This is a genomic window from Microvirga sp. GN3 (genome assembly GCF_055792825.1).
Genome location: NZ_JBVVAK010000054.1, coordinates 22,731 through 45,169 on the forward strand (window position 1 = coordinate 22,731; position 22,439 = coordinate 45,169).

A 22,439-nucleotide genomic window follows, 5' to 3' on the forward strand; every position below is an offset into this window, starting at 1 on the left:
CATGTCAGGCAGTCGCCCGCTCTTCATGCATGAGTTTGCCGGATCCATCCGGAGGGCACAGCCATTCGATAGAGAGCCCCAACGAGCCTCAGACACCAATCTCCCTGAATGTTCGGGTAGGTGCCGTCGCGATCGGTCGAAATGAAGGTGAGCGTCTCCGGCGGTGCCTGCAATCTCTTCGCAACCTGGTACATCCGGTTGTGTATGTTGACTCAGGCTCTGATGACCACAGCATTGCATTCGCAGTCGCGCTGGGCTGTGAAGTCGTCACGCTCGATCCGAGCCGCCCTTTCACAGCGGCGGCAGCTCGCAACGCCGGTTTCCGCCGCCTACTTGAGATCGCTCCCCAATGTGAATTCGTGCAATTTGTCGATGGTGATTGTGAGATTGTCGACGGATGGATTGCCTCGGCTGTCGCCTTCCTGCGAGAGAACGATGACTACGCCGTTGCCTGCGGGCGCCGGCGCGAGAGGTATCCCGAAAATTCTCTCTTTAACCGGATCTGCGATCTAGAGTGGAACACGCCAGTTGGGGAGACGGACGCCTGTGGAGGCGACGCCCTCATGCGGGTGCTCTCAGTCCAAGACGTCGATGGATTCAACGGAACGCTTATTGCTGGAGAGGAGCCGGAATTGTGCTCGCGGCTCCGCAAGGTGGGCTGGCGCGTTATGCGATTAGACGCGGAGATGACCCTCCATGACGCGGATATGCTCTACTTCCGCCAATGGTGGCGTCGGACCAAGCGAGCGGGCTGGGCATTCATCAACGGTGCCGCGATGGAAGCGCGAACTCATGGCTACCGCTGGGTACGTGAAGCGGTACGACCCTGGGTTTGGTGCCTTGCAGTTCCACTAGGAACGACCGTGCTAGTGTCTCTTAGCGGCTGGTGGGGTCTAGTGATCCTGTTCGTTTACCCGCTCATCGCCTGGAGAGCGGCACAAAGCGCTGTCCAAAGGGGGAGCGGCACCCGTACGGCGCTCGCCTTCGGTGTGCTTTCGGTCGTCGGAAAGATTGCTGAACTCCAGGGTCAGCTCAGCTGGTTGCAGCACCACTTACTTCGCCGCCCCTTGTACCTGATCGAATACAAGAACCCTGGATGATCCCTGTGGCAGTTCAACATCTCTACGTCAGAATATGGCGCCAATCGCCCCTGCGGACGAGCTTTTGGCTAATTGGTGCAGCTGTCAACGAGGTAGTCTCCCAGATTATCCACTCCCATCTACCTCGAATGATGCCGCAGCGATAAGCATAAACCGATAGGATCTTCCACGCTCGACATGGGTCCTCTTTGTACCGGACTCCAATAGCAACAGAACCCAGGAGGATGAACCCTCCCAACCCAATCTGAGACGTGCAATGGAACAGGAATACGGAAAGGATCTGCGATACTACCTTGATTTGATGAAGAGAAGAATTCTGCTCCTGCTGGCACCCATGCTGCTTGTTGCTGGCCTAGGCACTGCCGTGGTGTTGTCTCTGCAGCCGGTCTACCGCGCGGAGGCAACCCTTCTCGTGGAGCCCCAAAGGATGTTGACAGGTGTCGGCGAGGCGTCGGCTTCCGCCCCCCCCGACGAGCCGCTCCGGCTCGCAGAACAGCGCGTGCTGATGCGGGAGCACCTCAACAAGGTTGCAGAGAAACTAAATCTCTTCCCAGAAACCCGCGCACCCATGTCTCCGTCAGACTTATCTGATCAGATGCGCGAGCGCACCAAAATCCAGCGTATCGAAGTTGGACCAGGGGCGCGCCCACCGAGTAGCCCTACCTTCTACTTCACCATTACCTTCGACTACCAGGATGCGCAAAAGGCCGCTGACGTCGTGCGGGAATTCGTCACGACGATCCTCGACGGAGATGTACAGTCTCGCGTCGGCAGGGCGGCCAGCAGCGTTCAAGTTCTGCGGAGCGAGGTACAAAGCTTGAGGGCACAGATTGCTTCGATTGAAGACCAGATCGCGGACTTCACGCAACAGAACATCAGCATACTCCCTGGTCGTCTCGAATTTTATGTCACTCAACTGGAGACCAAGAAGGCTGAGCTAAGCACGAACGATGCCGCAATCAGATCGCTCGACGATGAGAAGCGACTGCTAGACCTTGATCTCCATCTCAAGGCCTCCGTGGGCAGCAACTCGGCGGGTGAAAGCCAGAGTGCGGGCGCAAGGCTCGAGACATTGAAGGAAGAGCTTGCCGCGAAATCGTCTCTCTACGCCGATGCACATCCGGAGGTTCGGTCCCTGAAGCAACAAGTTACCTTGATGGAGGACCAGATCCAAGCCGCGTTATCCCAAATCAGCCCTGGAGGACAGATTGATCCGTCGCGTCTGCCGCCGAGCCTGAGGCTCGTTGCCGAAAGAGTTAAGACACTCGAAGCACGCAGAAGCTTTCTTGCAGAGCGCCGCAGCGAGATTATGAACAGCATTTCCGAGCTTGAGCGTGTTGTCATCCGGGTCCCTGAGGTAGAGGCAGCCTTGAGGAAGCTGCAAGGCCAGCGGGAGGCCATTCAGAGAACCCTTGAGGAACTCGCGGTTCGGTTGTCAGCAGCCGAGTTCAAGGAGCGTGTTGAGAAGGACGAACAGGCACAACGCCTGAGCCTCGCGGAAGCTCCGGTTGTTCCCGAATGGCCTGCCAAACCGAATCGCTTGAAGCTGCTAGTATTGGTGTTTGGTGCTGCAGGTTTTGTTGGAGTTGTAAGCGTTCTCGGCGTAGACTTTCTGGACCGGTCTGTGCGGAGATCCTCCGATATCAGAATGATAGTCCGAAGCGTACCAGTCGTTTGTGTTCCTTATATTCCGTCACGTACGGAGCAGCATTCGAATAGATTCAACCGGCTATTCAGAGTTATGTCAGCTTACGCCTTTGTTGCGGTTGGGCTAATCGCAACTCATGTCTATATCATACCCCTTGGACAGGCTCTCGGAAGCATCAGTGTCTTCAAATAAGAATCCAGATTTATACTTGCAGGTGCGAGCAACAGGTAGGCCTATGGCGCAACGTGTAGAAGCTATCCAGTGGGCTCAATTCAACGAGGTAAAACGCGCTGGCGAGATCAGCAAGCCAACGCAGATCTCGTCTCCCGAACCACCAAATCCTACCGACTACCTGGATGGACTTCATGGTTCTGTTGAAAGCGTTCAACTGAGCCGCGAGCATCTTGAACGGAGGCGGATCGTGTCATTCGATGGGGCAGACGAACGTACACGCCCAATCGATATGCTGCGAGTCCAGGTACTACGCACGATGGAGGAAGAGGGATGGCAGGTTCTCGCCGTAGCTTCTCCCACTTCGAGCTGCGGGAGTACATTTACTGCGGTGAATTTGGCTGCAAGCATCGCACGGCAGCCCGATAAGGATGTGCTACTTGTTGATATGCACCTGGGCAAGCCAGATGTTGCCGGATGTCTTGGATTGAGCCGGCCGTGCGGGCTGTCGGATCATCTGATGGGGCAAGCAGATCTCAGTGACGTTCTCGTCAATGCGCAATACTCGGGGCGAGATTTATGGGTTATTCCCAGCATGACGGCAGCCCGCAACTCGATCGATCTTGTGACATCAAGCCGCCTTCGATTGCTGATGGAGAAACTCAGGCACTACCGCAGAGAAACGATTGTCATACTTGATATGCCTCCAATCCTCACTAGCGCAGATGCCATTGCGATGATGCCTTTTGCCGACTGCCTACTTCTAGTTCTGGCTGCCGGTCAATCGAGCAGTACTGATCTGGAGGCCTGCCGATCCAGGCTCGGGGCCACGAATGTGGCTGCAATCGTGCTCAACATGGATCCTGGAGCAGCGGAGAATGCACGTTGATCCGTTCGTTTCCGCAGAAACCGGTCCATGAACTCACCTGTCAGTCAGCTTGCTCAGAACAGCCCGGAGGACGCAGGGGATGAGCAGTGGAACGGCCGCTCTACCGCTACAAGCACGGGTGCTGCGTGCCAGTGGCTGGATAGTTATCCAGAACGGCGCCTCCCTATTACTCCGTCTAGTCAGTACTTTGCTGATGACCCGCCTTCTGGCTCCCGAGGCATTCGGGATGATGGCAGTTGTCCATGCGCTTATGACAGGTCTTTGGTTGATCTCGGATCTCGGCCTCTCGCAAAGCATCATCGTGCATGAACGCGGCAATGAGGAAAAGTTTCTAAATACAGCATGGACAGTGCAGATCATTCGCGGCTTCATCATCTGGGCCGTGTCGGCTGCTTGCGCGTTGGCCATATGGCTCTTCGCAACGGCGGGTTGGTTCAAGGCCGGCACTGCCTATGCAGATCCCCAGATGCCCTTCATCGTCATCGTGTTCATGCTTTCAGTCGCAATCGGAGGCTTCGAATCGACGAAGATCCAGCAGGCGCGCCGCAGCTTGCAAGTTACGCCAATTGTGCTGATCGACCTAGCAACCCAGGTGATGGCCCTTGCCATCACGCTTGCCTTGGCGGTGACCTTCCATTCCGTATGGGCGTTGGCGGCCGGCGGGCTCTTGCCCTCCGTCATGCGAGTGGTCGTCAGTCACTGGATGCTTCCCGGGCAGAGGAACAGGATTGCCTGGGAGCACGGTGCGTGGCTCGATATCGTCAAGTTCGGCAAGTGGATATTCCTGAGCTCTGCCATTGGCTTCATGGTCACAAGCGGTGATCGCATGATCCTAGGAACGATGGTGGACACTACCGTTTTGGGAGTGTACTCGATCGCCGCGACGTTGCTCACGATGGCTCAGATGATGTTCAACGCGGTGGTCGGGTCCGTTATTTTCCCTGCGCTGAGCGAAGTCGCCCGGTCCCGGCCGCTCGACACCCGGCAAGCTTACACGCGGTTTCAGTTCCATGCGGACATCGCCCTGTTCGGCCTAGCGGGATTTCTGTACATGGTTGGGTCTGACATTGTGCATATCCTCTATGACAGCCGGTACGACGAGGCTGGGTTCATGCTGTCGATACTAGCCTTAGGAATCATTGGCGGGCGCTACATCGTGGCCGAACAGGGCTATCTGGCCTTGGAGCAGGCACATTACCACGTGGTGGCGAGTTCCTCGCGAGCCATATGCCTCTGCTTTGGCGTACCGTTGGCGTTCCATGCGTTCGGCTTCAACGGCGCTCTCGCTGCTATTGTAGCCACCCAGTTTGCTGCCTGGCCGGTAGCCATCCATTTCGAGAAACGCAACGGATTGTTTGGATGGAGGAGGGTCTTGCTGGGTCTCCCGCCGCTAGTGATCGGATCCGGACTCGGATGGGTCGGACACCATGCGTTAAGGATCTTCTAACTGAGCAGTTTAGGCATGACTTCAAGGCGGATCAAGGAGAGCAACGGGACGGCGGCATCTGATAGCACGCCGTATGATGCTCCTCCCCCAAGATTACGATGAAATTGAACGCAGTTTTCGCCGGTCGGCCGTTCAAGTGCGATCTCGGCGGGTAGAGGGAGGTCATACGTGTCGCCATATCGTTCCGGTGAGGCAAGTGCCAAAGATACCTCCTCGACCTCCGTGAGCCTCGTGACATTATCTTACGAGGGCGATCTGCAGCTCTTCCAGATTCTTGCCGGCACGATTGACAAGTATGCCGGCGATGGGATTTCCCATTATGTGGCCGTTCCGAAGAAGGATACCAGCAAATTCAAGCCCTTTCAGTCTAACCGACGCATCATCCTCCCTCAGGAGGAATTGCTCCCCTCAAATCTCCACCGTATTCCGCTGCCGGCAGCATCGTTCCGGAAGCGTCTTGGACTGCCGCATCGAAATTTCTATACCAGCCTCGTGCGGCCCATAGTCGGCGGCTGGATTGTTCAACAAGTCATGAAGATCGCCTTTGCGGCGGCGGTATCCGATGAAGTCATCGTTCACGTCGACAGCGACCTAGCGTTCGTGAAGCCGTTCACCTCAGGGAATTTCGTGAAGGATGGGCGGACGCGGCTGTTCCGCGTGCCTGACCTTCTCCCGTCCTGGCCGTTCCATGGCCAAGCCTTTACGGCCGCAACGGCAACTCTTTCAGTCAATCCAGCCGATGCGCCTTTCACCAACTATATTGGCTCCGTCATTCCCTGGAACAGGAGTTGCGTCGAGAGGCTCATTGATCATATCGAGACAACCCAGTCCGAGCGCTGGTCCTCGGCCCTATTGCGTTCGACCGCATTGGCCGAATACATGCTTTACGGGGTGTTCTGCGAGCACGTCATTGGTCTGGAGCAGGCGGGACATATCGGTGACAACATTGGCTTCTGCGAAACCGTGTGGACTGACAGCCAGTATGAGGACCCCTCCTACATCAGCAAGTTGCTTCTGCCTCAGCAGATCGCAGTCGGCCTGCAGTCCACGCTTCGGCTCGATCTGCCAGAAAGAATGCGTGTTCTTGAGAATGTGAGCCACTCAGTACGCTATGCCTAAAGCATCGTGCGCAAAAATGGGTCTGGTTTCGCGGGAGCGCAACGCGTTGATAACGAGAATCTGGAGCTTCTTGCGGCGGAGTGGATCCGGCGTGCCATAGAAATGTGTCTAGTGAAAGGAGAGCTGATATTAGAAGCTGGTGAGCAATTTTATTGCTCGGCCCAGGTGTCTGGTTCAGAATAGGTTTCATGAGGATTGTGAGGCGGATGCGGGCTGGTTGGCGGTTGAGGAGTCGCGCTGTGGATGCTTGCCCTTATGCCAGCGATCTCACTGATGCCTAATAGGCGCTGCTCGCGCCCCTTATCCCCCGTAGCCATCCGGCCGGCGGCAACAGTTTCATTCCCTACGCTGCATCGTGGACGCGATCTTTTATTTGCTGCGCACCGGGGCGCAATGGCGGATGCTGCCGCACGAGTATCCACCGCGATGTGCCGTCTTCTACCACTATGCCCAGTGGCGCGAGGATGGCACCTGGGAGCACGTGACCCAGGCCCTGTGTGAGAGCTATCGCAGTCGGATCGGCCGGGCGCCGCAGCCGACAGCGGCGATCATCGATAGCCAATCGGTCAAGACTTCTGAGATGGGCGGACCGCGCGGCTATGACGGCGCCAAGAAGGTGAAGGGTCGCAAGCGCCATCTTCTCGTTGATACGCAAGGCACTCTGCTGAAGAACAAGGTGCAGCCCGCCGACATCCATGATCGCGCAGGGGCCGAACTCCTGTTGGAGGGTTTGCAGCATCTCTTTCCGGCCATCGAGCTGATGTGGGCCGACACCGCTTATCGTGGGCTGAAGGACTGGTTGCGCAGAGCACTCGGATGGAAGCTGTCCATTCCGCAACACTGGTGGAGCGGCGGCGTCTGGATGCGCGTGGGTGCGGAGCCGCCAGCGCGGCCGAGTGACTTTCAGGTGCTCGCGCGAAGGTGGGTTGTTGAACGAACGATCAGCTGGCTCACCACCAACCGGCGGCTCGCCAAGAACTACGAACGCCTGATCGAGACTGGCGAGATGCGGCTCTATCTCGCGATGAGCCGCATCCTGCTCCGGCGCCTCACCTCAAAAAGGGGAAAGATAATTGCTCACCAGCCTCTTAGCGGAGAGTTCGCCCTATCGCGCCGTCCTTATCCTGAGTCAGATCCGGATGCAGTTAGAGAGTGTCTGGAAATTTAGGTTGGACCCATCTGAAGAGGCATTACAGCTCCATGCTATGACACCGGACCTGAGTGATGCGGAGTGGACCATCTTTGCGCCGCTACTTGCCCCCGCAACCCGCTGCGGGCGCCCTCGCAAGCACAATCTGAGGCGGGTGCTGAATGCCGTCCTCTACATCCTGCGCGGCGGAGAATGCCAACCAGATTTTCTGTTTTGCCTCAGGGCTGGATTATCGAGCGCATCTTTGCGTGGCTCATGCGCAACCGCCGCCTAGCCAAGGATTGGGAGGGCCTGCCAGCCACACTGAGACGTGGATCTATCCTGCCATGTACCGCCTAATGACCAAAAGATTAGCTCATGCAGCCACTTAAATCTCCATACACTCTCTAGATCGGCGAAAGATTCCAGTAGCTGTCCTCTGCTGCAGAAGCGATACGACAGACGAGGCTGCTACGCACAACCTTGAACGAAGTGCCTATTCTCATCCCGCACGACATTCTTCAAAATGAGCTCAAGCTGAAGGTCCGCGCTGCGCCGGCTTTGAAAGCTCTGGGAAATTGTTTCCCGTCCTGCACACGACAGCCGAAACGCCAGTGAGCGATCGTTCATAAGGCCCAAAATGGCTCCCGCAAGCTGATCCGGCGGCACCAAGATGCCGTTCTTCCCATGCTCTATGAGTTCCTTGACGCCTTCCGACTCTACCACGACGGCCGGGACCTCCATGGCCATCGCTTCCATCACGGCGACGCCCAGCGGCTCATTCAGGCTGGCGAGGGCGAAGACATGGGCAGCCTTGAGGCTAGCGACAACCTCCGCCTCCCGGACCGCACCAAGCAGCTTGACGTGTTCTTCCATTTTGAGGCCGGCGATGTGCTTCTCCAACTCTCGCCTGTAGCCTCCGCCACCCTGCTCATCCTCGCCAGCAATCTCGAGCCTCACGTCCAATCCCTTGCAACGCAAGGCCGCAACAGTCGCGATCAGGCTTGCATGTCCTTTGCCTGGATGAAGTCGGCCGCAGCTGAAAATGCAGCAAGGCCCTTGCCCGTCCCACGGCTGGTAAGGTTCTGATCTCGAGAAGGTTTCAAGGTCGACACCCATCGGCGCGATCTTGACATGGGGCGGGAGGAATCCCTTTAGGGTCTTCGTCACCTGTTCCAAAAGGTGATGGGTGATGACGATAGCGAATCTGGCGTGCCGCCATTTCTCCTTTTGATTGCCACCATAGTCGCCTAAGGGTCCATGAAGAGTAAGGCTGTATTGAAGCCCCGACAGCAGGAATGCGAACAGGGCGATGTTGGCCGAGTCGGCACAGGAGTGGACATGCAAATGCTTCCAGCCTCGCTGACGTCCGAGATGCGCCAGTCTTGCCCCGATGAACGCGAGGGTCACGAGGCGAAATCGCTCCCTGGCAGATCCTCCGGCCCGATTGATGGAACGCCAGCACCGAGCCCACCCGCCGGGTCCAGAGCGGAGGATCTCCCACACTGCGCCTGCAAGCCCCCATCCCATGTCGGCGAGGTAGACAGTCCGCTTCTGGGCATCAGATGCCCATGAATGTGAGACAATACCGCTGGGCGGCCTTCGGGTTGACACGAGATCCAAGTCGACATGCTCGCGCAGGACGTTCATCTCTCGCCAGAAGAAGATATGGGTCTGGCCCGGGAACTCGGGAATCAGGTGCCCAATACGATCTCGTTCAGCCATCTTTACCCTCTATCCTTGAGACGTTGCCTGCAGCACGATGTGGGTCCTTGGATTGAGGACGAGATTGCGTGGCCGGCGCAGGCTGCATGGGGGAATATCTTAAGCTCTGCTGTTATCAGTCAGACCGAGCATGTGGAGTCGGCTTTCGTCCAGTCGCATGATACGACTTGTAAGTTAACCAGAGCTCCGCGCGGCAAACCAAGCATCTTCCGGGTTAGCGCGGATGCGTGCGGATCTGTCGGAGTATCTGTACGCGGCGGTGCGGGCCGCGTTCAGAGATCCAGAACGGGCGTAACGCTCTTCTGAATAATAGCTTTCAAGGCGCTGAGCGAGATCGGTGGATATTGGCGGAGGCGCCGAGCTTCCACCCAAGCGGCTGACAAATCCGGATTACTCCCGTGTAGCTGTGTTTCTGAGATCGGTTTTCTGCAATCAATCGGCTTATCCGTTTCGAGGAACAGCCCGGGCTTGGAACGGAGAGGTCATAGACCGAGGTCAATCGTCTCCTGAACTCGTCTGCGGTCGACACTGCTCCCGACCGAGATCGGGGTGGCAGGCGGTCGGTCCCCTTGACGAGGAATGGACTTCGGAATGTCGGAGAATATCAAAAGTCTGCTTTATGTTCTTGTTCTATCATTGCCAGCCTTCTACATGGCTCGGAGGGTCGCTGTTCCTTTCATCTCCGACAAGGAGTTCAGGCTTTGGCGTAACAGCTGGCTCTGTTGCACGGCTGCCGCCTTTCTTTCAGGCAACTTTTTCGTATTCATCGCCGCTCTGATTGTCATATGTCTGTATGTCCGCTCGCGGGGCAACAAGGTCGGGCTTTTCATCGTGCTGCTATCTGCGGTTCCAATCGTCCAGGTCGACATCGACGGCTTCGGGATCGTGAACCAACTCATCGCGCTCGACCATGCTCAGGTTCTGACGGTTCTTCTGCTCGTCCCCATCCTCACATCGTCATCCAAAGCGCGGCGGTCGATCTCCCAGACGGCCAATGTCGGCAAGATCTGCGACTATGCCATCATCGCCTTTATTCTCGTCCAAACAGTTCTGACCTTCCGGGACGCGTCGGTAACCGCTGTTCTTCGTGTAGCGGTGGTCTATACGCTGACGATAGGAATTCCCTATTTTGCCGTCAGCCGCGCAGTGCGAGGTACGGAGGAGGCGCGCATCGTCTTGGCGGCGTTCGTCGTTGCTGCCCTTCCCCTCGCCATGGTTGGTATTTTCGAGGTTTCGAAGAGTTGGCTGCTCTACCCTTCTGTTCCGACGAGCTGGGGTATCGAACTGCTCACTCCGTACGTCGAACGGGACGGTATGCTGCGCGCGACCGCCAGCACCGCTCAACCCATAGCACTCGGGTACACCCTCATGGTTGCTCTTGGCTGCCTGCTTGCCATCTGGATTCGGGTGCCGGATAAGCGTGGCGCGTGGTTGGCTCTCTTTCTCCTGATCGGTGGGCTCGCGTCCAGCCTTTCCCGGGGACCGTGGCTTGGAACCGTCATCATGGTCCTCGTCCTCGTCATGACGAGTCCGCACAGGTTGAAGAATGTCGGCAAGATCCTGTGCGTAGGCATCTGCATGTTGCCTGTTCTGCTTACTCCAAGTGGGGACCGAATTTTGCGGCTGCTGCCGTTTGTTGGATCCGTCGAACCTGGCAGCGTGGAGTATCGAAACAAGCTCATTGACAACGCTGTGGCGGTAATTCAGCGGAGTCCTCTGACTGGGGTGCCGGACTATACCCAGACGGCAGAGATGCAGGAGATGCTCCAAGGGCAGGGCATCATCGATGTCACGAATACCTATCTCCAGATAGCCCTCAAATTTGGCCTGTTGGGCCTTAGCGGGTTCGTCATCTTTTTCGCAACGTTGGTCATTCGATTGGGCTTGTCGCTCGAGGCCATCTCATCGTCGGCACTGAGTCTCCCGGCATTGTTTGCCACCCTGATTGCCATCCTATTTACGATTGTGACCGTCAGCAGCATCTCGTTCATCCCCTATATTTATTGGATATTCGCGGGGCTAAGTATCGGCCTGCTGCGAAGCCCCGGACGAAGAACGACGCCGGCCGGCGCAGGCGAAGCGACTTCCCAGCACTGCTCTGAAAAGGCGAGCTCTACCGTGTCGACTTTGTCATCGACCATGGAGCCCGCCCGGTACAGGCTTTAGACTTCGCGAAGGTCATCGGCCCGGCATTGTGCCGTCAGAGGATGATCCAGCAAGTAGGCCTCTGGATCCGAGATCCGCTCGAACTCTGCGAGCGCCTGCGCCTAGATTAACAGGATATCTCTCAATCGCGGGTGGAAATTGAGGTACCGAAGTGGGAGTTCTTGACGTGAAAGAATGAATTCTGATTGGATGGATGCTCGCAGGTACAGAGTAATCATACAGCTCCTTAGTCACACGTGAAAGGTTAGCCGCGCATGTCGCCCTCGGAGACAGCCGATTACGCAGATTATGTCGTGGCGGTTCAGGCGCCTGCATATGCAATATCTGAGACAAGTTTCGCGATCGAAAGTGCCTTTGCGGAGCATCTCCGGGAGTTGAAGAGATCCATAGGGCAACGGTTCAGGCGGTTGGTGCTGATTGCTCCCCACCTGAGCGGAGCGGACTACGCGTCTCAGAAGCATCACCTGGGAATGGTCTCACTGGAGGGCGACGGGATTTTGTTCATTCCCGCCTATCCAGTTTCTGCATCGGCGAAAGCCTTCTGGTTCAGCCATGCCGGCCCCTTGTGGAGGAGGATCAAATTGGCGATTTCCGGAGCCAGCGTCGTTCATTCAGGAATGTCGAGCGATATTTGGCGGCCACTGATGGCGATGGTCAACCTGGCGGCACTGCGGACCCGCATTCCGATCATTTTCGTGGTCGACATAGACTTCCGGCAGCACGCCAGAGACATGTATCGTCTCGGCACTTGGAATCTAAGAACCTATCTGGTCAATCGGCTGTTTTACGAGCCCCTGAAGTGGCTGCAGGTCTGGTCCGCACCACGCTTCTGCTCTTTGGTGATGCTTAAAAGCAGCCGGATGGTGCAGGATTTCGGTAGGGGGCAGCCTCACGTCAAGGACTTCTTCGATACCGCTCACTCCGATGAACATGTCCTCTCGGCTGAAGATCTGTCCAGGCGATTGGCGCACCTTCGTGACCGGAACCGACCCCTTCAGGCAGTATACTTCGGGCGGCTGGTCTCGACTAAGGGGATTGATCGTGCCATCGAAGCCGTACGTTTGGCCCGCCTGGCAGCAGCGGACGTGCGACTCTCCATAATCGGAGACGGTCCCTGTCTGTCGGAGTTGCAGAAGCAGGTGGCGGAGGCGCAACTTGAAGATCACGTGTCTTTCTGCCGGCAGGTCAGCTACGGAACGGAGCTGTTCGAGAAGCTGCGTGAGGCCGATATCGCCATAGCGACACCCCTGATCGAGGATACGCCCCGGGCAGCCTTCGATGCCATGGCCCGCGGAATCCCGATCGTCGCGTTCGATATGCCTTACTTCCAGACACTTGCAAAGCACAGTGGCGCTGTCGTGCTGGCGCAATGGCCGAATCCTGCGGATCTGGCGAGGAGGATTGCGGAGCTCGGTCAAAATCGCGAAAAACTGGCTGACCTGGCTATGAGAGCTGGCGATTTTGCACGCAAGAACACACAACGGGCGTGGCTCGACAAGCGGGTCGAGTGGATGTTGCACTATGCCTTGGGTGAGCCACGGAACGGCCTGAGCCGGGAGCCGGTAGGACCCGAGCTGGAGCCATGCCGCTGAAGCTGAACATGGCGCCAATGACGGAACCATCCGAATCCGGGTGAGGAAGTCAGGTCCGCACCAAAGCGATCAGCGCAAGTACTTTCAATCTCCTCATGCTCGTGAAGCTGCCGGTTCGGCAGCTGATGCGGAGGTGGTCTGCCTTGAGCGAGACGTGGCGATATGGGCGCGGGTTGCGACTGGCACCTAGTTGCCGCATGGGCATCGGACCAGAGAATTTGGGATTCCATGGCAACGGCGTGACTCCCTACGACCAAAGAGCATCTCAGGAGAACAAGGAATGTTTCATCGACGTAGATCTCTTCAAGAGAGGCAGGGGCTTTGGACAGGAACGTGCGGGAATCGACGGTTACCCGGTGGCTTGGCCGGTCACCTGCGGGCAAGGTTCCAGCGTCTAGGCTCCGGAGACATTCTTTCGGAGTTTCTCACGAGTCGGTTGCGCCTTTGGATCAGGGTGGTCACCGTCGTTGCTGCCTGCTTCACAACGGACTCATATGCGCAGTCCAGGAAGGTTCCGCTCGGCATCAATCTCACAGGATTATCCTATTGGTCGACGGAGCAACCCTTCACCAATCTGGTGTTGAGCGCTTCGCGATGGCGCGCCCAGCCGATCGGACAGCCATTTACTTGGAACGCTCCCTTGCCTCCATTGACCGAAACCCATTATCCGATGGCTGTCCCTAGCGGTATGGTCCTCGAAAGCTTCCTTCTAGAAACTCCGTATCGCAATCACCTCTCCAAGAGGCTCGTTGTCCGTTACGATGGCGAGGGCAGCCTGAACTACGCCATAGGAGGGCGCCTGGAGACGCGTTCGCCGGGTCGGGATGTAATCACGGATACGGGACATGGTCCGATTGTCGGTCGCCTGACCTCGACGAATCCGCAGAATCCACTACGCAACATCCGTATGTATGAGCCTGAGGCCGAGGCGAATCCCAGTACCTTTCGCAGGCCCTTTCTGGACCGCTGGGCGGGCATGTCCGTGCTCCGGTTCATGGACTGGATGCAGACCAACAATTCAAAGGTCAGCAGGTGGGAGGAGAGGCCGCGTAAGGGGCAGTTCACACTTGCGACCGATGCTGTCGAGAGCGGCGTGCCTCTTGAATACATGATTGAACTGTCCAACATCCTAAAAGCCGCTCCCTGGTTCAACATGCCTCATCTGGCCGATGACGATTACGTCCGTCGCTTTGCCGAGCAGGTGAAGAACGGGCTGGACTCGACGCTGCCTGTCTACGTCGAGTACTCGAACGAGGTCTGGAACAGCATCTTCGAGCAGTCACGCTATGCGGCTCAACGGGGAAAGGAGCTCAAGCTCTCTGGAAACGACTTTGAGGCGCAGCTCCGTTACTACTCCCAGAGGACGACGGAAGTGGTGAGGATATGGGAGGACGTGTTCGGTGAGCAGTCGCCTCGGATCCTGGGCGTGTATGCGGCTCAGGCTCCGAATCCATGGACCAGCGAAACCGTGCTCAGTTGGAAAGAGGCACGGCGTTACGCAGATGTTCTCGCCGTCGCTCCGTACTTTGGAAATTCACTTGGAGATCCAGCGCGACAGGAAGATGTCTCTGGATGGTCGATTGATAAGATCATCCAAGCCCTTGGCCGGGAGGTCGCGAATGAAAACAAGGAGATGATCAAAGCCCAAGCTGCGGTCGCACGGGCAATGAATCTTCGGCTGGTCGCGTACGAGGGAGGGCAGCATCTGGTTGGGTATGGTGGCGCCGAGAACAACTCGAAGCTCGAAGGGCTTTTCCATGCAGCGAACCGTGATCCGCGCATGAAAGACCTTTACCTGACCCACCTGAAGGCCTGGAGCAATGCCGGCGGGGACCTCTACGTCGTCTTCAGTTCCATGGGAAAATACAGCAAGTGGGGGAGCTGGGGATTGTTCGAGACGGAGGGGCAAAACCCTACCACCGCCCCGAAATGGGAGGCACTAAGGCAGTATATGCATGATCCGGTCGCTAACCTGACTAGGTAGGGAACTCATGCAAACTCTTGGCGCAATTTAGGTTTTATCCTCCTGAGTGAGTTTGGCTGATCAGGAGGAGTGCTATGGCGTGCCTGTTTTAGTTATCTGACAAAGCTTGGCATGCGTTAGAACTACACCTGCCGCTGGCGGGACGTGCCGCCCGAGCATGGTCCCGCCACCACAGTCTACAACCGCTACAACAGGTGGTCGCAACGAGGATTGTAGCAGCGTCTGTTTGAGCGGGTGGCCGCCTCCGACCGCGTGCCGCAGAAGTTGCTGATCGACACCTCGCACGTGAAGGCACATCGCTCAGTGGCGGGCGCGCCTCGAAGATCCATTGCCTGGCCGATGATTGCGGCCGAACGATCGCGTTGGGACTGCTGGAATTTCCGTGTAAGGGCCGGCTTCATCATCCCAGCCTGAAGCGGCCATCGAAGAGAATGGCGAACTGGGCTTTCGCCATGCCCCATTCGCGGGGCGGCATCTTCCACTCATTTAAGCGTCTGCCTCAAGACCAGGAACAACAGCTTGATCGCACTCTCGTCGGTGGGAAAGTGGCCGCGGGCCCGCACCGCCCGGCGCAGTTTGGCATTGAGCGCCTCAATGGCGTTGGTGGTGTAGATGATCCGGCGCACCTCGTCGGGGAAGGCAAAGAACGGGATCACCGCCGCCCAGTTGCGCCGCCAGGCGGCCGCGATGGCCTCGTACTTGCGGCCCCAGAGTGATGTCGCAAACTCATCCAGGGCCGCTTGGCCGGCCTCGGCATCCTTGGCCCGATAGATCTCCTTCAAGGCTCCCGCGACGGCTCTGCGGTCCTTGTAGGCCACGAAAGCCAGCGACGAGCGGATCCTTGATCCGGAGGACGTCGAAGAAGACCAGGGCATAGAGGACCTCCAAGGGGCGGTTCTGCCACTCCGAGATCTCTTCCAGCACCACATCGGTGACCGCACTGACCAGATCCGGCGAGACCTCGATGCCATAGAGATCGCGCAGGTAGCCCTGGATCTCGCGCACGCTCATGCCACGGGCGTACATCGACACGATCTTCTCATCGAAACCGGGGAAGCGCCGCTGGTACTTGGCAATCAGCTGCGGATCGAAGGTCGCCAGGCGATCGCGCGGGATCTCCAGGTCGATTCTGCCGGTGTCGGTGAGCACGCTCTTGCGGCCATAGCCGTTGCGGGTGTTGCTGACCTCATTCTCCTGCTCGAGATGTTGGTCCATCTCGGCATTCGAGGCGCTTTCGGCGAGCGCCGTCTTCAACTCATCGAGCAATCCATCCTTGGCAAAGGCCGATTGGGAGTCAGCGCCAGCCAGCAGTACTGACCGCTTCATTCCCGCTCAGCGGACCACCAGGTCAACGCTGACGGTGATCACGATCACCAGAACGAGTGATCATGATCATCTGGAACCGCCGATCACCATCCCTGGAATACGCAGATCGAGCAGGTGGTCGGGAATCCGGGGTTCCTTGCGGCGTGCCATCCGATGTCTCCTCCCAGATCATCGTAAGGGCCCCATACGAAATTCCTGATAGTCCCATCGCGCGCGCTGACGCCCGGCAATGTCGCCGACATCAGCATGGCTCTGCCGCTGCTCAGCGCGGTCACCCAGCCCAAGCGCCTGATCGGCGACAAAGCTTACGACGTAGACAGCCTGCGTGGCTGGCTCAAGGAGCGCCATATCAAGGCGGTCATTCCCTCCTCGGCCAGCCGCACCGTGCCGTATCCGCTTGATCGCACAGCCTATCGCCGGCGCAACCTGATCGAGATGGTCTGATCACAAATGACAAATTCTGCCTAAGTCGCTTCGGACAGCTCAGGTTGAGTTGGTGGCGGATGCCGTTGCACTTGCGCCGGGCCTGTTCGTCGGGTTGCCCTTCGTTGCCGAACTTGTCTGCGACAGGAGGCAACGATGAGGGAGTGGCGGATGCACCGGACATGCCAGCCTCATCCGGACGGGCAGCGCCGGTGGGACCGGACCTATCAGCAATTGATGGCATGGACGCAGGTGTCCCAAGACGCCGCGGTCCCGGCCGGCCCCGAGCCTTCCGCACGGGAGGTGAACCATGAGGACTGGGATCTATGCGCGGGTCTCCACCCAGCGCCAGGCGCAGGCCGACGGCCTGGCTCAACAAATTGATCGCCTGCAGGCTCACGCCCTTCAACAGGGGTGGAGCGTCGCCCCGGAGCACATCTTCCGCGATGATGGCTATAGCGGCGCCAAGCTCACCCGGCCCGGTCTGGAGCGGCTGCGAGACCGTGCGGCTCTGCGCGAACTCGATCGGGTTCTGATCACGGCGCCAGACCGGCTCGCGCGCAATTATGTGCATCAAGTCCTCCTGCTCGAGGAGATCACCGCCACAGGCTGTGAGGTCGAGTTCCTCGACCGGCCGATGAGCCAGGATCCGCACGATCAACTCCTGCTGCAGATTCGTGGAGCCGTGGCCGAGTACGAGCGCAGCTTGATTGCCGAACGGATGCGCCGGAGTCGCTTGCGCAAGCTGCAGGCCGGAATCCTGCTGCCGTGGACGCGCCCACCCTACGGCTATCGGGTGGGTCCCGAGCGACCGCGGGATCCGGCCGGAGTCCGGCTCGATCGGGCTGAAGCTGCCGCGGTGGCCGAGATGTATGGCTGGTACGCGGACGAGGCCCACAGTCTCTTCGGGCTTGCCAAGAAGCTGCAGCAGGATGCCGTGCCGCCGCCGCGGGTGCAGGGGCGCTGGAACGTGACGACCCTACGGGCCATTTTGACCAACCCCGTCTACGCCGGACAGGTGTATGCTGGTCGCATTCAGGCTGCCCCCTACCGCGTGCGCCCGCCGGAGGAGTGGATCGCCGTGGCGCAAGTTCCGGCGATCGTCACACAGGAGCAATTTGATCGCGTGCAGACCAAGATCGCCCAGAACCGACAATTTGCCCGCCGCAACAACACGGCCCATCGCTATCTGCTGCGCGCCCTTGTCAGCTGTGGGATATGTGGTTTGTCGTGTTTGGGCCGCAGCTTGCCATCCGGCTACGGTTACTATTGCTGCCGCGGCAAGCAGTCGGCGCGGCAGTCCTATCGGGAGACCCGATGCCCCTCCCGCTTCATCCCGGCCGAGCAAGTTGATGACCTCGTCTGGAGCGACTTATGTCAGGTGCTCACCCATCCGGAGTCGATCCGGTTTGCCCTGGAGCGGGCGCATGGGGGACATTGGCTGCCCCAGGAACTGCAGGCGCGCCGGGAGGTGCTCTGGCGCGGCCAGACCCATCTTCAGCAGCAGATCGAGCGGCTCACGGAGGCCTATCTGGCCGGCGTGCTTGGACTTGAGGAGTTCCGGCGGCGCAGGCGTGATTTGGATCAGGCCAAAGAGGCCCTCGAAACCCAGATGCGGCAACTGGAGACCCAGGTGGATCGCCAGACCGAGATTGCACGCTTGAGCCTGAGCATCGACGAGTTCTGCCGCCGGGTGCGGGCCGGGCTTGAGCAGGCGACTTGGGAGCAGAAGCGGCAATTGATCGAGTGGCTGGTGGTGCGGGTCATCGTCACTGACGGGCAGGTCGAGATCCGCTATGCCATTCCGACCAGCCCTGCCGGTGAAGCCACTCGGTTTTGTCATTTGCGTTCAGACTATCGAGCGGATGTTCGGACGGCTCAAGAACTGGAAGCGCATCGCAACCCGATACGACCGGCTGGCCATCAACTATCTCGCCGCGATCGCACTCGTCGCGACGATTACTCAATGGCTTGGATGAGTCCCCTACCTAGATCGGAACTGACAGGGCAGCTTCTTTCAGGCGCTCGCTGAGTATAGAGCCAACCCGCAGTGCATTGGCGGCGATCGTGAGACTAGGATTGGCACCACCGCTGGTGGGCATGAATGACGCATCGACAACGTAGAGATTATCCAGTTCATGGGCCTTGCAGTTGCGGTCAAGCACACTCGTGGCAGGATCGTGGCCGAAGCGGCAGGTGCCACAGGGATGGCCGTAGTTGAGCTGCACGTCAAACTGAAGGGACAAGACGCGGAGGCGCCCAAGCGCCGCCTTAAGGAGAGACCGGGCGCACCGTGTCCGCTTCAGCAGTTCATCAGGAATATTGTAGATGACGCGAATGCCTCCTGGATCTGTAGGGTCCAGAATGACCCGGTTCTCGGCACGAGGTAGATCCTCGACGATCATTGTGAAGACTGTCGCTCGCCCGAACAGGAATGCGCCGATCTTCGCCGGAATGCGGAGGAACTGGCGCAGTGGGGCCAGACGCCGGATGCGGCTTCGATCAAACCAGCTGATTAGGTAGCTATATACTTCACTAAACCCAGCCGACAATCCTGTCGACTGGAGCATACCGAGCCGCGTACTATTCCAAACATAGAAGTCGCGCAGACCAATTGTTCTACGGGGGCCCGTGGTCGATATCTTCCGCCCTGGCCAGATGGCAAACCACTCGTTTGCATGCAACATCAGGTTGACGCCAACCAATCCTGATCCGTTGGCAACTCCCTCTGGCCAGGTATAGCTTCTTGACCGGAGGAGTATCGCCGGACTGTGATAGGCGCCCGCAGCCAGGACAAATATGCGCCCTCGCAGTCGGTAAACATTGCCCCTGTACTCGCAGACCGCTGCCTCAATCTGCCGAGGCCCGGCTTCTAAGCGTGTCACTTCGCATTCAGCCAGCAACACGGTACGGCCCGTCCGCAGGGCAGGCATTAGGCACGCTGAGCGTGCATCGCTCCTGCAGTCGCGTTCGCAGCGCTTACCGCCGCATTCAGTGCAGCCGGGCTTGTAGCCAAAGCCGACGTGAAGTCGGTAAGGGTGGAGCCCCGCCTCCGTAAAAGCCTGCATAAAATGATTGTCGACTGCACTGGCGTGAGGCGGGGGAGGAAGGTTTGCCCATGGCTGAGACGACAATGGGTCGGATGTTCCCACAACGCGATAAAGGCGCTCAGCCTCCTCATAGTATCTGACTATCTCCCTCCATGAGGTCGGCCAGCCTCCAGTTGGGTGAGGCAATTCCTCGGTGCTCTCGATATCACTTCGTTCAAACCGTTCGAGAGTGGCAGCATAAAGGATAGAGGATCCGCCTGCTCCACATCCGAGCGGGGCGAAGATATGACTTTTTCTGCCATCGATCTCCGTAGTAATGCGCTTGGGCCAATAGGCGGAGGCAAGTCGCTGTTCAGTATCCTCAACATCGGCGTCCATCGACTCTGGCCCGGTGAAGTTTGCTTTGCCTTTCTCGATGAAGAGAACACGGTGTCCGCTCTTCGCCAGCCTATAGCCTATCGTTGCGCCACCCATGCCCGTGCCGACGACGATGACATCCCAAACCTCGTCGATGACGGATCTGGGGTCAGTTACTATCTCCGATGCATTGGCCATGCAGCTCCTTCCTCTGGCGCACGGGTGGCAAGTAACGCCTACATGTTACAAGCGGACAGGCGAGTTACAACGCCAAACTGGCGAGAATCTCCATAATCTCTTCCAAGCCAACAGTCTGATTTGGTCCGCGCCACCCGTTCACTGATAAGAGGTTCCTCGCATTCTGCCACTGATTGCGTAGCGCCTGTGGCAGGAACCCCAATTCCTACCCGCGCCTCTGACACAGCGAGGCTGGGGCCTCGGAAATCTTAGTACGATGTCGTTCGGTCTTGGCGGTACTACTTCAGAGTCTCGTTACCTATCAAGAATCGGGCACGCTTTCCTATTTTCAGCTTATTGAAGTTAATTCTTGAACAGGTAATCCTGAGTGATGCCCGTCGCATCCTGCCCGACTCAGCCGGTGCTTGTCCCCAAGCAGGAATAGGGCTCTCGGATGGATAGAAGAGTGGAACTAAGCCTCAGCCAAAGACTCCTCAAGAAGGGGGCCGAGTTCCTCAATCTCGCACCGTTTCGAGTGGCGCCTGATCGGCCGCTGCTCAGCCTCACCTTCGATGATTTTCCAAGAAGTGCGTGGCTTGAGAGCAAAGCGCTCCTCCAGGACTACAATGCGCGAGCCACGTTCTATGCCAGCGAATCGTTCCGATGCCAAAGGGACGGTAATGTGGCATTCTTCACCGGAGATGACTTGGTCGAAGTTGCAGAACACCAGCATGAGATCGGCTGCCATACCTACTATCATGAGAGTTGCATTATTCACGACGTAGCCAGAGTGCAGGACTCCGTCGAGAAGAACACCGCTGCACTTCGGAAGATCCTCAAGGAATACGAGCCAAAGACATTTGCCTATCCGTATGGACACGCGTCGCTCTCATCGCGCCGGATGCTCATGCGCCGATATGAGACTTGCCGTGGGATAAACCATCAATGGTGCGCTTCGGTTTCAGATCGGTCCCTCGTTCCAGCACTGGGGCTGGAGCGACATCGAAGAGGGCGCTTTGATTGGCCCTTGGTTGTCGAGCAGGTCGCTGCTCGCAAGGGTTGGCTCGTCGTCTTCACCCATGACATCAGCCCGGATCCGACCGATTACGGGTGCACACAGGAGGAGCTTTATCGCCTGATGGAATTGGCAAGATCCTATGGGTTTCTGTTCCCCACTATGTCTGACGGACTTCGTCTTGCGTTGAAGGTTTCCTAAGGAATACGCTACGCCCTGATCCGGTGAAGCCCCGACGCTCGCCTCTTCGGAAATCCTCGGACAGTCTTCAAGTTGGGCGAGCTGACGTCAACAATGGCGTAGGAATGTATCAACAGACTGGATTACGATCTATCGGTACGGATCCAATGTGAGGGATGGCGTGGACGTCGCAGGTAGATCTGCACCTTTTGGATCAGATACCCCGCCAGCTCCCGGCTGTCCCGCGCGGCGATGATCTGGCGCCCGAACCGCGCCCAGGCGAGCGCGATGCCCATAGTGGTGAGAAGCCCTGCCGCGGTTGCCAGCGCCAGAGGCAAGCTGCTCTGCCCGGCCAGGGCCGCAGCCGCACAGGCCAGCCAGACCAGCCCGATCGCGCCGCCCAGCACACTCAATGGGGGCACCAGAATGTCGAATGCCAGCGCCGCGAGATCCCGGTTGCCGGTGCGGAGCCCGCGCCAGAGCGCCTGCGGCCCCTCCTGCACGAGGGTGCGGGTCGAGCCGATCTCCCAGCGCTGCCGCTGGGTGATGATGCCGGCCTCCGAGGTCGGGAAGGTGCTCTCGATATAAGCGGAGGGGCAGAACAGGGGAGGCCAGCCGCGCGCGGCGAGATCGAGCCCAAGCTTGACGTCCTCCACCAGATGGCCGCTGGCCAGATCCACCGCTGTGAGCGCCTGCCAGGGAAAGGCCATGCCGGTGCCCATGAGCTGGCACGGCAGCCCGAGCCTGGCCAAGCCAAGCGGGCGCACATGGTTCTTGAGAACCCAGGCGAACTCCTGGACACGCCGCCGCGGGCTTAGTGGCGGCGCCTTCATGGCATAGAATGCCTGGGTTGGCCGGCCGGCTGCAAGGGCGGCCTCGGCCAGGGTGAGGATGGAGCCTGGCGCCACGCGGCAATCGGCATCGATGATGACCACGGCCTC

At 58.4% G+C, this 22,439-nt stretch carries 13 protein-coding genes and 8 pseudogenes; 17 read left to right on the plus strand and 4 right to left on the minus strand.

All coding sequences use genetic code 11. From position 1 onward, the window contains the following. Window positions 1–29: 29 nt before the first annotated feature. From ACS5Q1_RS23715 to ACS5Q1_RS23755, 9 genes and pseudogenes are all read left to right on the plus strand, one after another. A pseudogene (locus tag ACS5Q1_RS23715) lies at window positions 30–479 on the plus strand (glycosyltransferase family A protein); the annotation flags it as partial. A gap of 207 nt (window positions 480–686) precedes the next feature. Continuing rightward, entirely contained in the window at window positions 687–1,100 is a 414-nt protein-coding gene (locus ACS5Q1_RS23720) for a hypothetical protein (RefSeq protein WP_473100495.1), read from the plus strand. Between the two features lie 256 nt (window positions 1,101–1,356). After that, window positions 1,357–2,940, plus strand: a complete 1,584-nt coding sequence (locus ACS5Q1_RS23725) for a GumC family protein (RefSeq protein WP_473100478.1) — start codon at window positions 1,357–1,359, stop codon at window positions 2,938–2,940. Window positions 2,941–2,983: 43 nt separating this feature from the next. Further along, complete coding sequence (locus ACS5Q1_RS23730; protein WP_473100480.1) at window positions 2,984–3,808, plus strand: CpsD/CapB family tyrosine-protein kinase; 825 nt, start codon at window positions 2,984–2,986, stop codon at window positions 3,806–3,808. A 79-nt stretch (window positions 3,809–3,887) separates the two neighbouring features. Then, window positions 3,888–5,255 carry an oligosaccharide flippase family protein gene (locus tag ACS5Q1_RS23735; RefSeq protein ID WP_473100481.1) on the plus strand — a complete coding sequence of 456 codons (1,368 nt, stop codon included), beginning with the start codon at window positions 3,888–3,890 and terminating at the stop codon, window positions 5,253–5,255. Between the two features lie 168 nt (window positions 5,256–5,423). Then, window positions 5,424–6,374: a DUF6492 family protein gene (locus ACS5Q1_RS23740; RefSeq protein ID WP_473100482.1), complete on the plus strand. Its 951-nt coding sequence runs from the start codon at window positions 5,424–5,426 to the stop codon at window positions 6,372–6,374. Between the two features lie 355 nt (window positions 6,375–6,729). After that, window positions 6,730–7,542, plus strand: a complete 813-nt coding sequence (locus ACS5Q1_RS23745; protein WP_473100483.1) for an IS5 family transposase — start codon at window positions 6,730–6,732, stop codon at window positions 7,540–7,542. A gap of 37 nt (window positions 7,543–7,579) precedes the next feature. Further along, window positions 7,580–7,702 (plus strand): annotated as a pseudogene (locus ACS5Q1_RS23750) (transposase); the annotation flags it as partial. A gap of 26 nt (window positions 7,703–7,728) precedes the next feature. Further along, window positions 7,729–7,818 (plus strand): annotated as a pseudogene (locus ACS5Q1_RS23755) (IS5/IS1182 family transposase); the annotation flags it as partial. A 156-nt stretch (window positions 7,819–7,974) separates the two neighbouring features. Here ACS5Q1_RS23755 and epsE read toward each other — a convergent pair. Further along, on the minus strand, window positions 7,975–9,228 hold the full coding sequence (gene epsE / locus ACS5Q1_RS23760) for an exopolysaccharide biosynthesis GT4 family glycosyltransferase EpsE (protein ID WP_473100484.1): 1,254 nt from the start codon (window positions 9,226–9,228) through the stop codon (window positions 7,975–7,977). A 591-nt stretch (window positions 9,229–9,819) separates the two neighbouring features. Here epsE and ACS5Q1_RS23765 point away from each other — a divergent pair. The 4 genes and pseudogenes from ACS5Q1_RS23765 to ACS5Q1_RS23780 all read left to right on the plus strand — a co-directional run. Beyond that, window positions 9,820–11,394, plus strand: coding sequence for an O-antigen ligase family protein (locus ACS5Q1_RS23765; protein WP_473100485.1), 1,575 nt, complete (start codon window positions 9,820–9,822; stop codon window positions 11,392–11,394). Window positions 11,395–12,038: 644 nt separating this feature from the next. Continuing rightward, the gene (locus tag ACS5Q1_RS23770; RefSeq protein WP_473100486.1) at window positions 12,039–12,986 is read left to right on the plus strand and encodes a glycosyltransferase; all 948 of its coding nucleotides are present in this window, start codon (window positions 12,039–12,041) and stop codon (window positions 12,984–12,986) included. 640 nt (window positions 12,987–13,626) lie between these two features. After that, window positions 13,627–14,970 carry a hypothetical protein gene (locus ACS5Q1_RS23775; protein WP_473100487.1) on the plus strand — a complete coding sequence of 448 codons (1,344 nt, stop codon included), beginning with the start codon at window positions 13,627–13,629 and terminating at the stop codon, window positions 14,968–14,970. A gap of 129 nt (window positions 14,971–15,099) precedes the next feature. After that, window positions 15,100–15,341: pseudogene (locus tag ACS5Q1_RS23780) on the plus strand (transposase); the annotation flags it as partial. Between the two features lie 29 nt (window positions 15,342–15,370). Here ACS5Q1_RS23780 and ACS5Q1_RS23785 read toward each other — a convergent pair. Beyond that, window positions 15,371–16,296, minus strand: a pseudogene (locus ACS5Q1_RS23785) (transposase). Between the two features lie 213 nt (window positions 16,297–16,509). Between ACS5Q1_RS23785 and ACS5Q1_RS23790 the strand changes: the two are divergent. From ACS5Q1_RS23790 to ACS5Q1_RS23800, 3 pseudogenes are all read left to right on the plus strand, one after another. Next, window positions 16,510–16,731, plus strand: a pseudogene (locus ACS5Q1_RS23790) (transposase); the annotation flags it as partial. Between the two features lie 298 nt (window positions 16,732–17,029). Beyond that, a pseudogene (locus ACS5Q1_RS23795) lies at window positions 17,030–18,082 on the plus strand (recombinase family protein); the annotation flags it as partial. Window positions 18,083–18,575: 493 nt separating this feature from the next. Next, window positions 18,576–18,698 (plus strand): annotated as a pseudogene (locus tag ACS5Q1_RS23800) (IS5/IS1182 family transposase); the annotation flags it as partial. 9 nt (window positions 18,699–18,707) lie between these two features. On the opposite strand, the gene ACS5Q1_RS23805 reads toward ACS5Q1_RS23800, so the two are convergent. Beyond that, on the minus strand, window positions 18,708–20,324 hold the full coding sequence (locus tag ACS5Q1_RS23805) for a GMC oxidoreductase (RefSeq protein ID WP_473100488.1): 1,617 nt from the start codon (window positions 20,322–20,324) through the stop codon (window positions 18,708–18,710). A gap of 433 nt (window positions 20,325–20,757) precedes the next feature. On the opposite strand from ACS5Q1_RS23805, the gene ACS5Q1_RS23810 reads away from it, so the two are divergent. Then, a complete protein-coding gene (locus ACS5Q1_RS23810; RefSeq protein ID WP_473100489.1) occupies window positions 20,758–21,519 on the plus strand; it encodes a polysaccharide deacetylase family protein in 762 nt (253 codons plus the stop codon). A gap of 122 nt (window positions 21,520–21,641) precedes the next feature. Here the strand turns inward: ACS5Q1_RS23810 and ACS5Q1_RS23815 are convergent. Further along, a partial coding sequence (locus ACS5Q1_RS23815; RefSeq protein WP_473100490.1) for a glycosyltransferase family 2 protein occupies window positions 21,642–22,439 on the minus strand: 798 nt, incomplete at its 5' end.

What these genes read in the sequence shown, in the direction of transcription:
- ACS5Q1_RS23765 (WP_473100485.1), top strand. Translation starts at nt 9,820, where the DNA reads ATGTCGGAGAATATCAAAAGTCTGCTTTATGTTCTTGTTCTATCATTG.
- ACS5Q1_RS23735 (WP_473100481.1), top strand. Translation starts at nt 3,888, where the DNA reads ATGAGCAGTGGAACGGCCGCTCTACCGCTACAAGCACGGGTGCTGCGT.
- ACS5Q1_RS23730 (WP_473100480.1), top strand. Translation starts at nt 2,984, where the DNA reads ATGGCGCAACGTGTAGAAGCTATCCAGTGGGCTCAATTCAACGAGGTA.
- ACS5Q1_RS23720 (WP_473100495.1), top strand. Translation starts at nt 687, where the DNA reads ATGACCCTCCATGACGCGGATATGCTCTACTTCCGCCAATGGTGGCGT.
- ACS5Q1_RS23805 (WP_473100488.1), bottom strand. Translation starts at nt 20,324, where the DNA reads ATGGCCAATGCATCGGAGATAGTAACTGACCCCAGATCCGTCATCGAC.
- ACS5Q1_RS23810 (WP_473100489.1), top strand. Translation starts at nt 20,758, where the DNA reads ATGGATAGAAGAGTGGAACTAAGCCTCAGCCAAAGACTCCTCAAGAAG.
- ACS5Q1_RS23725 (WP_473100478.1), top strand. Translation starts at nt 1,357, where the DNA reads ATGGAACAGGAATACGGAAAGGATCTGCGATACTACCTTGATTTGATG.
- ACS5Q1_RS23770 (WP_473100486.1), top strand. Translation starts at nt 12,039, where the DNA reads ATGGCGATGGTCAACCTGGCGGCACTGCGGACCCGCATTCCGATCATT.
- epsE (WP_473100484.1), bottom strand. Translation starts at nt 9,228, where the DNA reads ATGGCTGAACGAGATCGTATTGGGCACCTGATTCCCGAGTTCCCGGGC.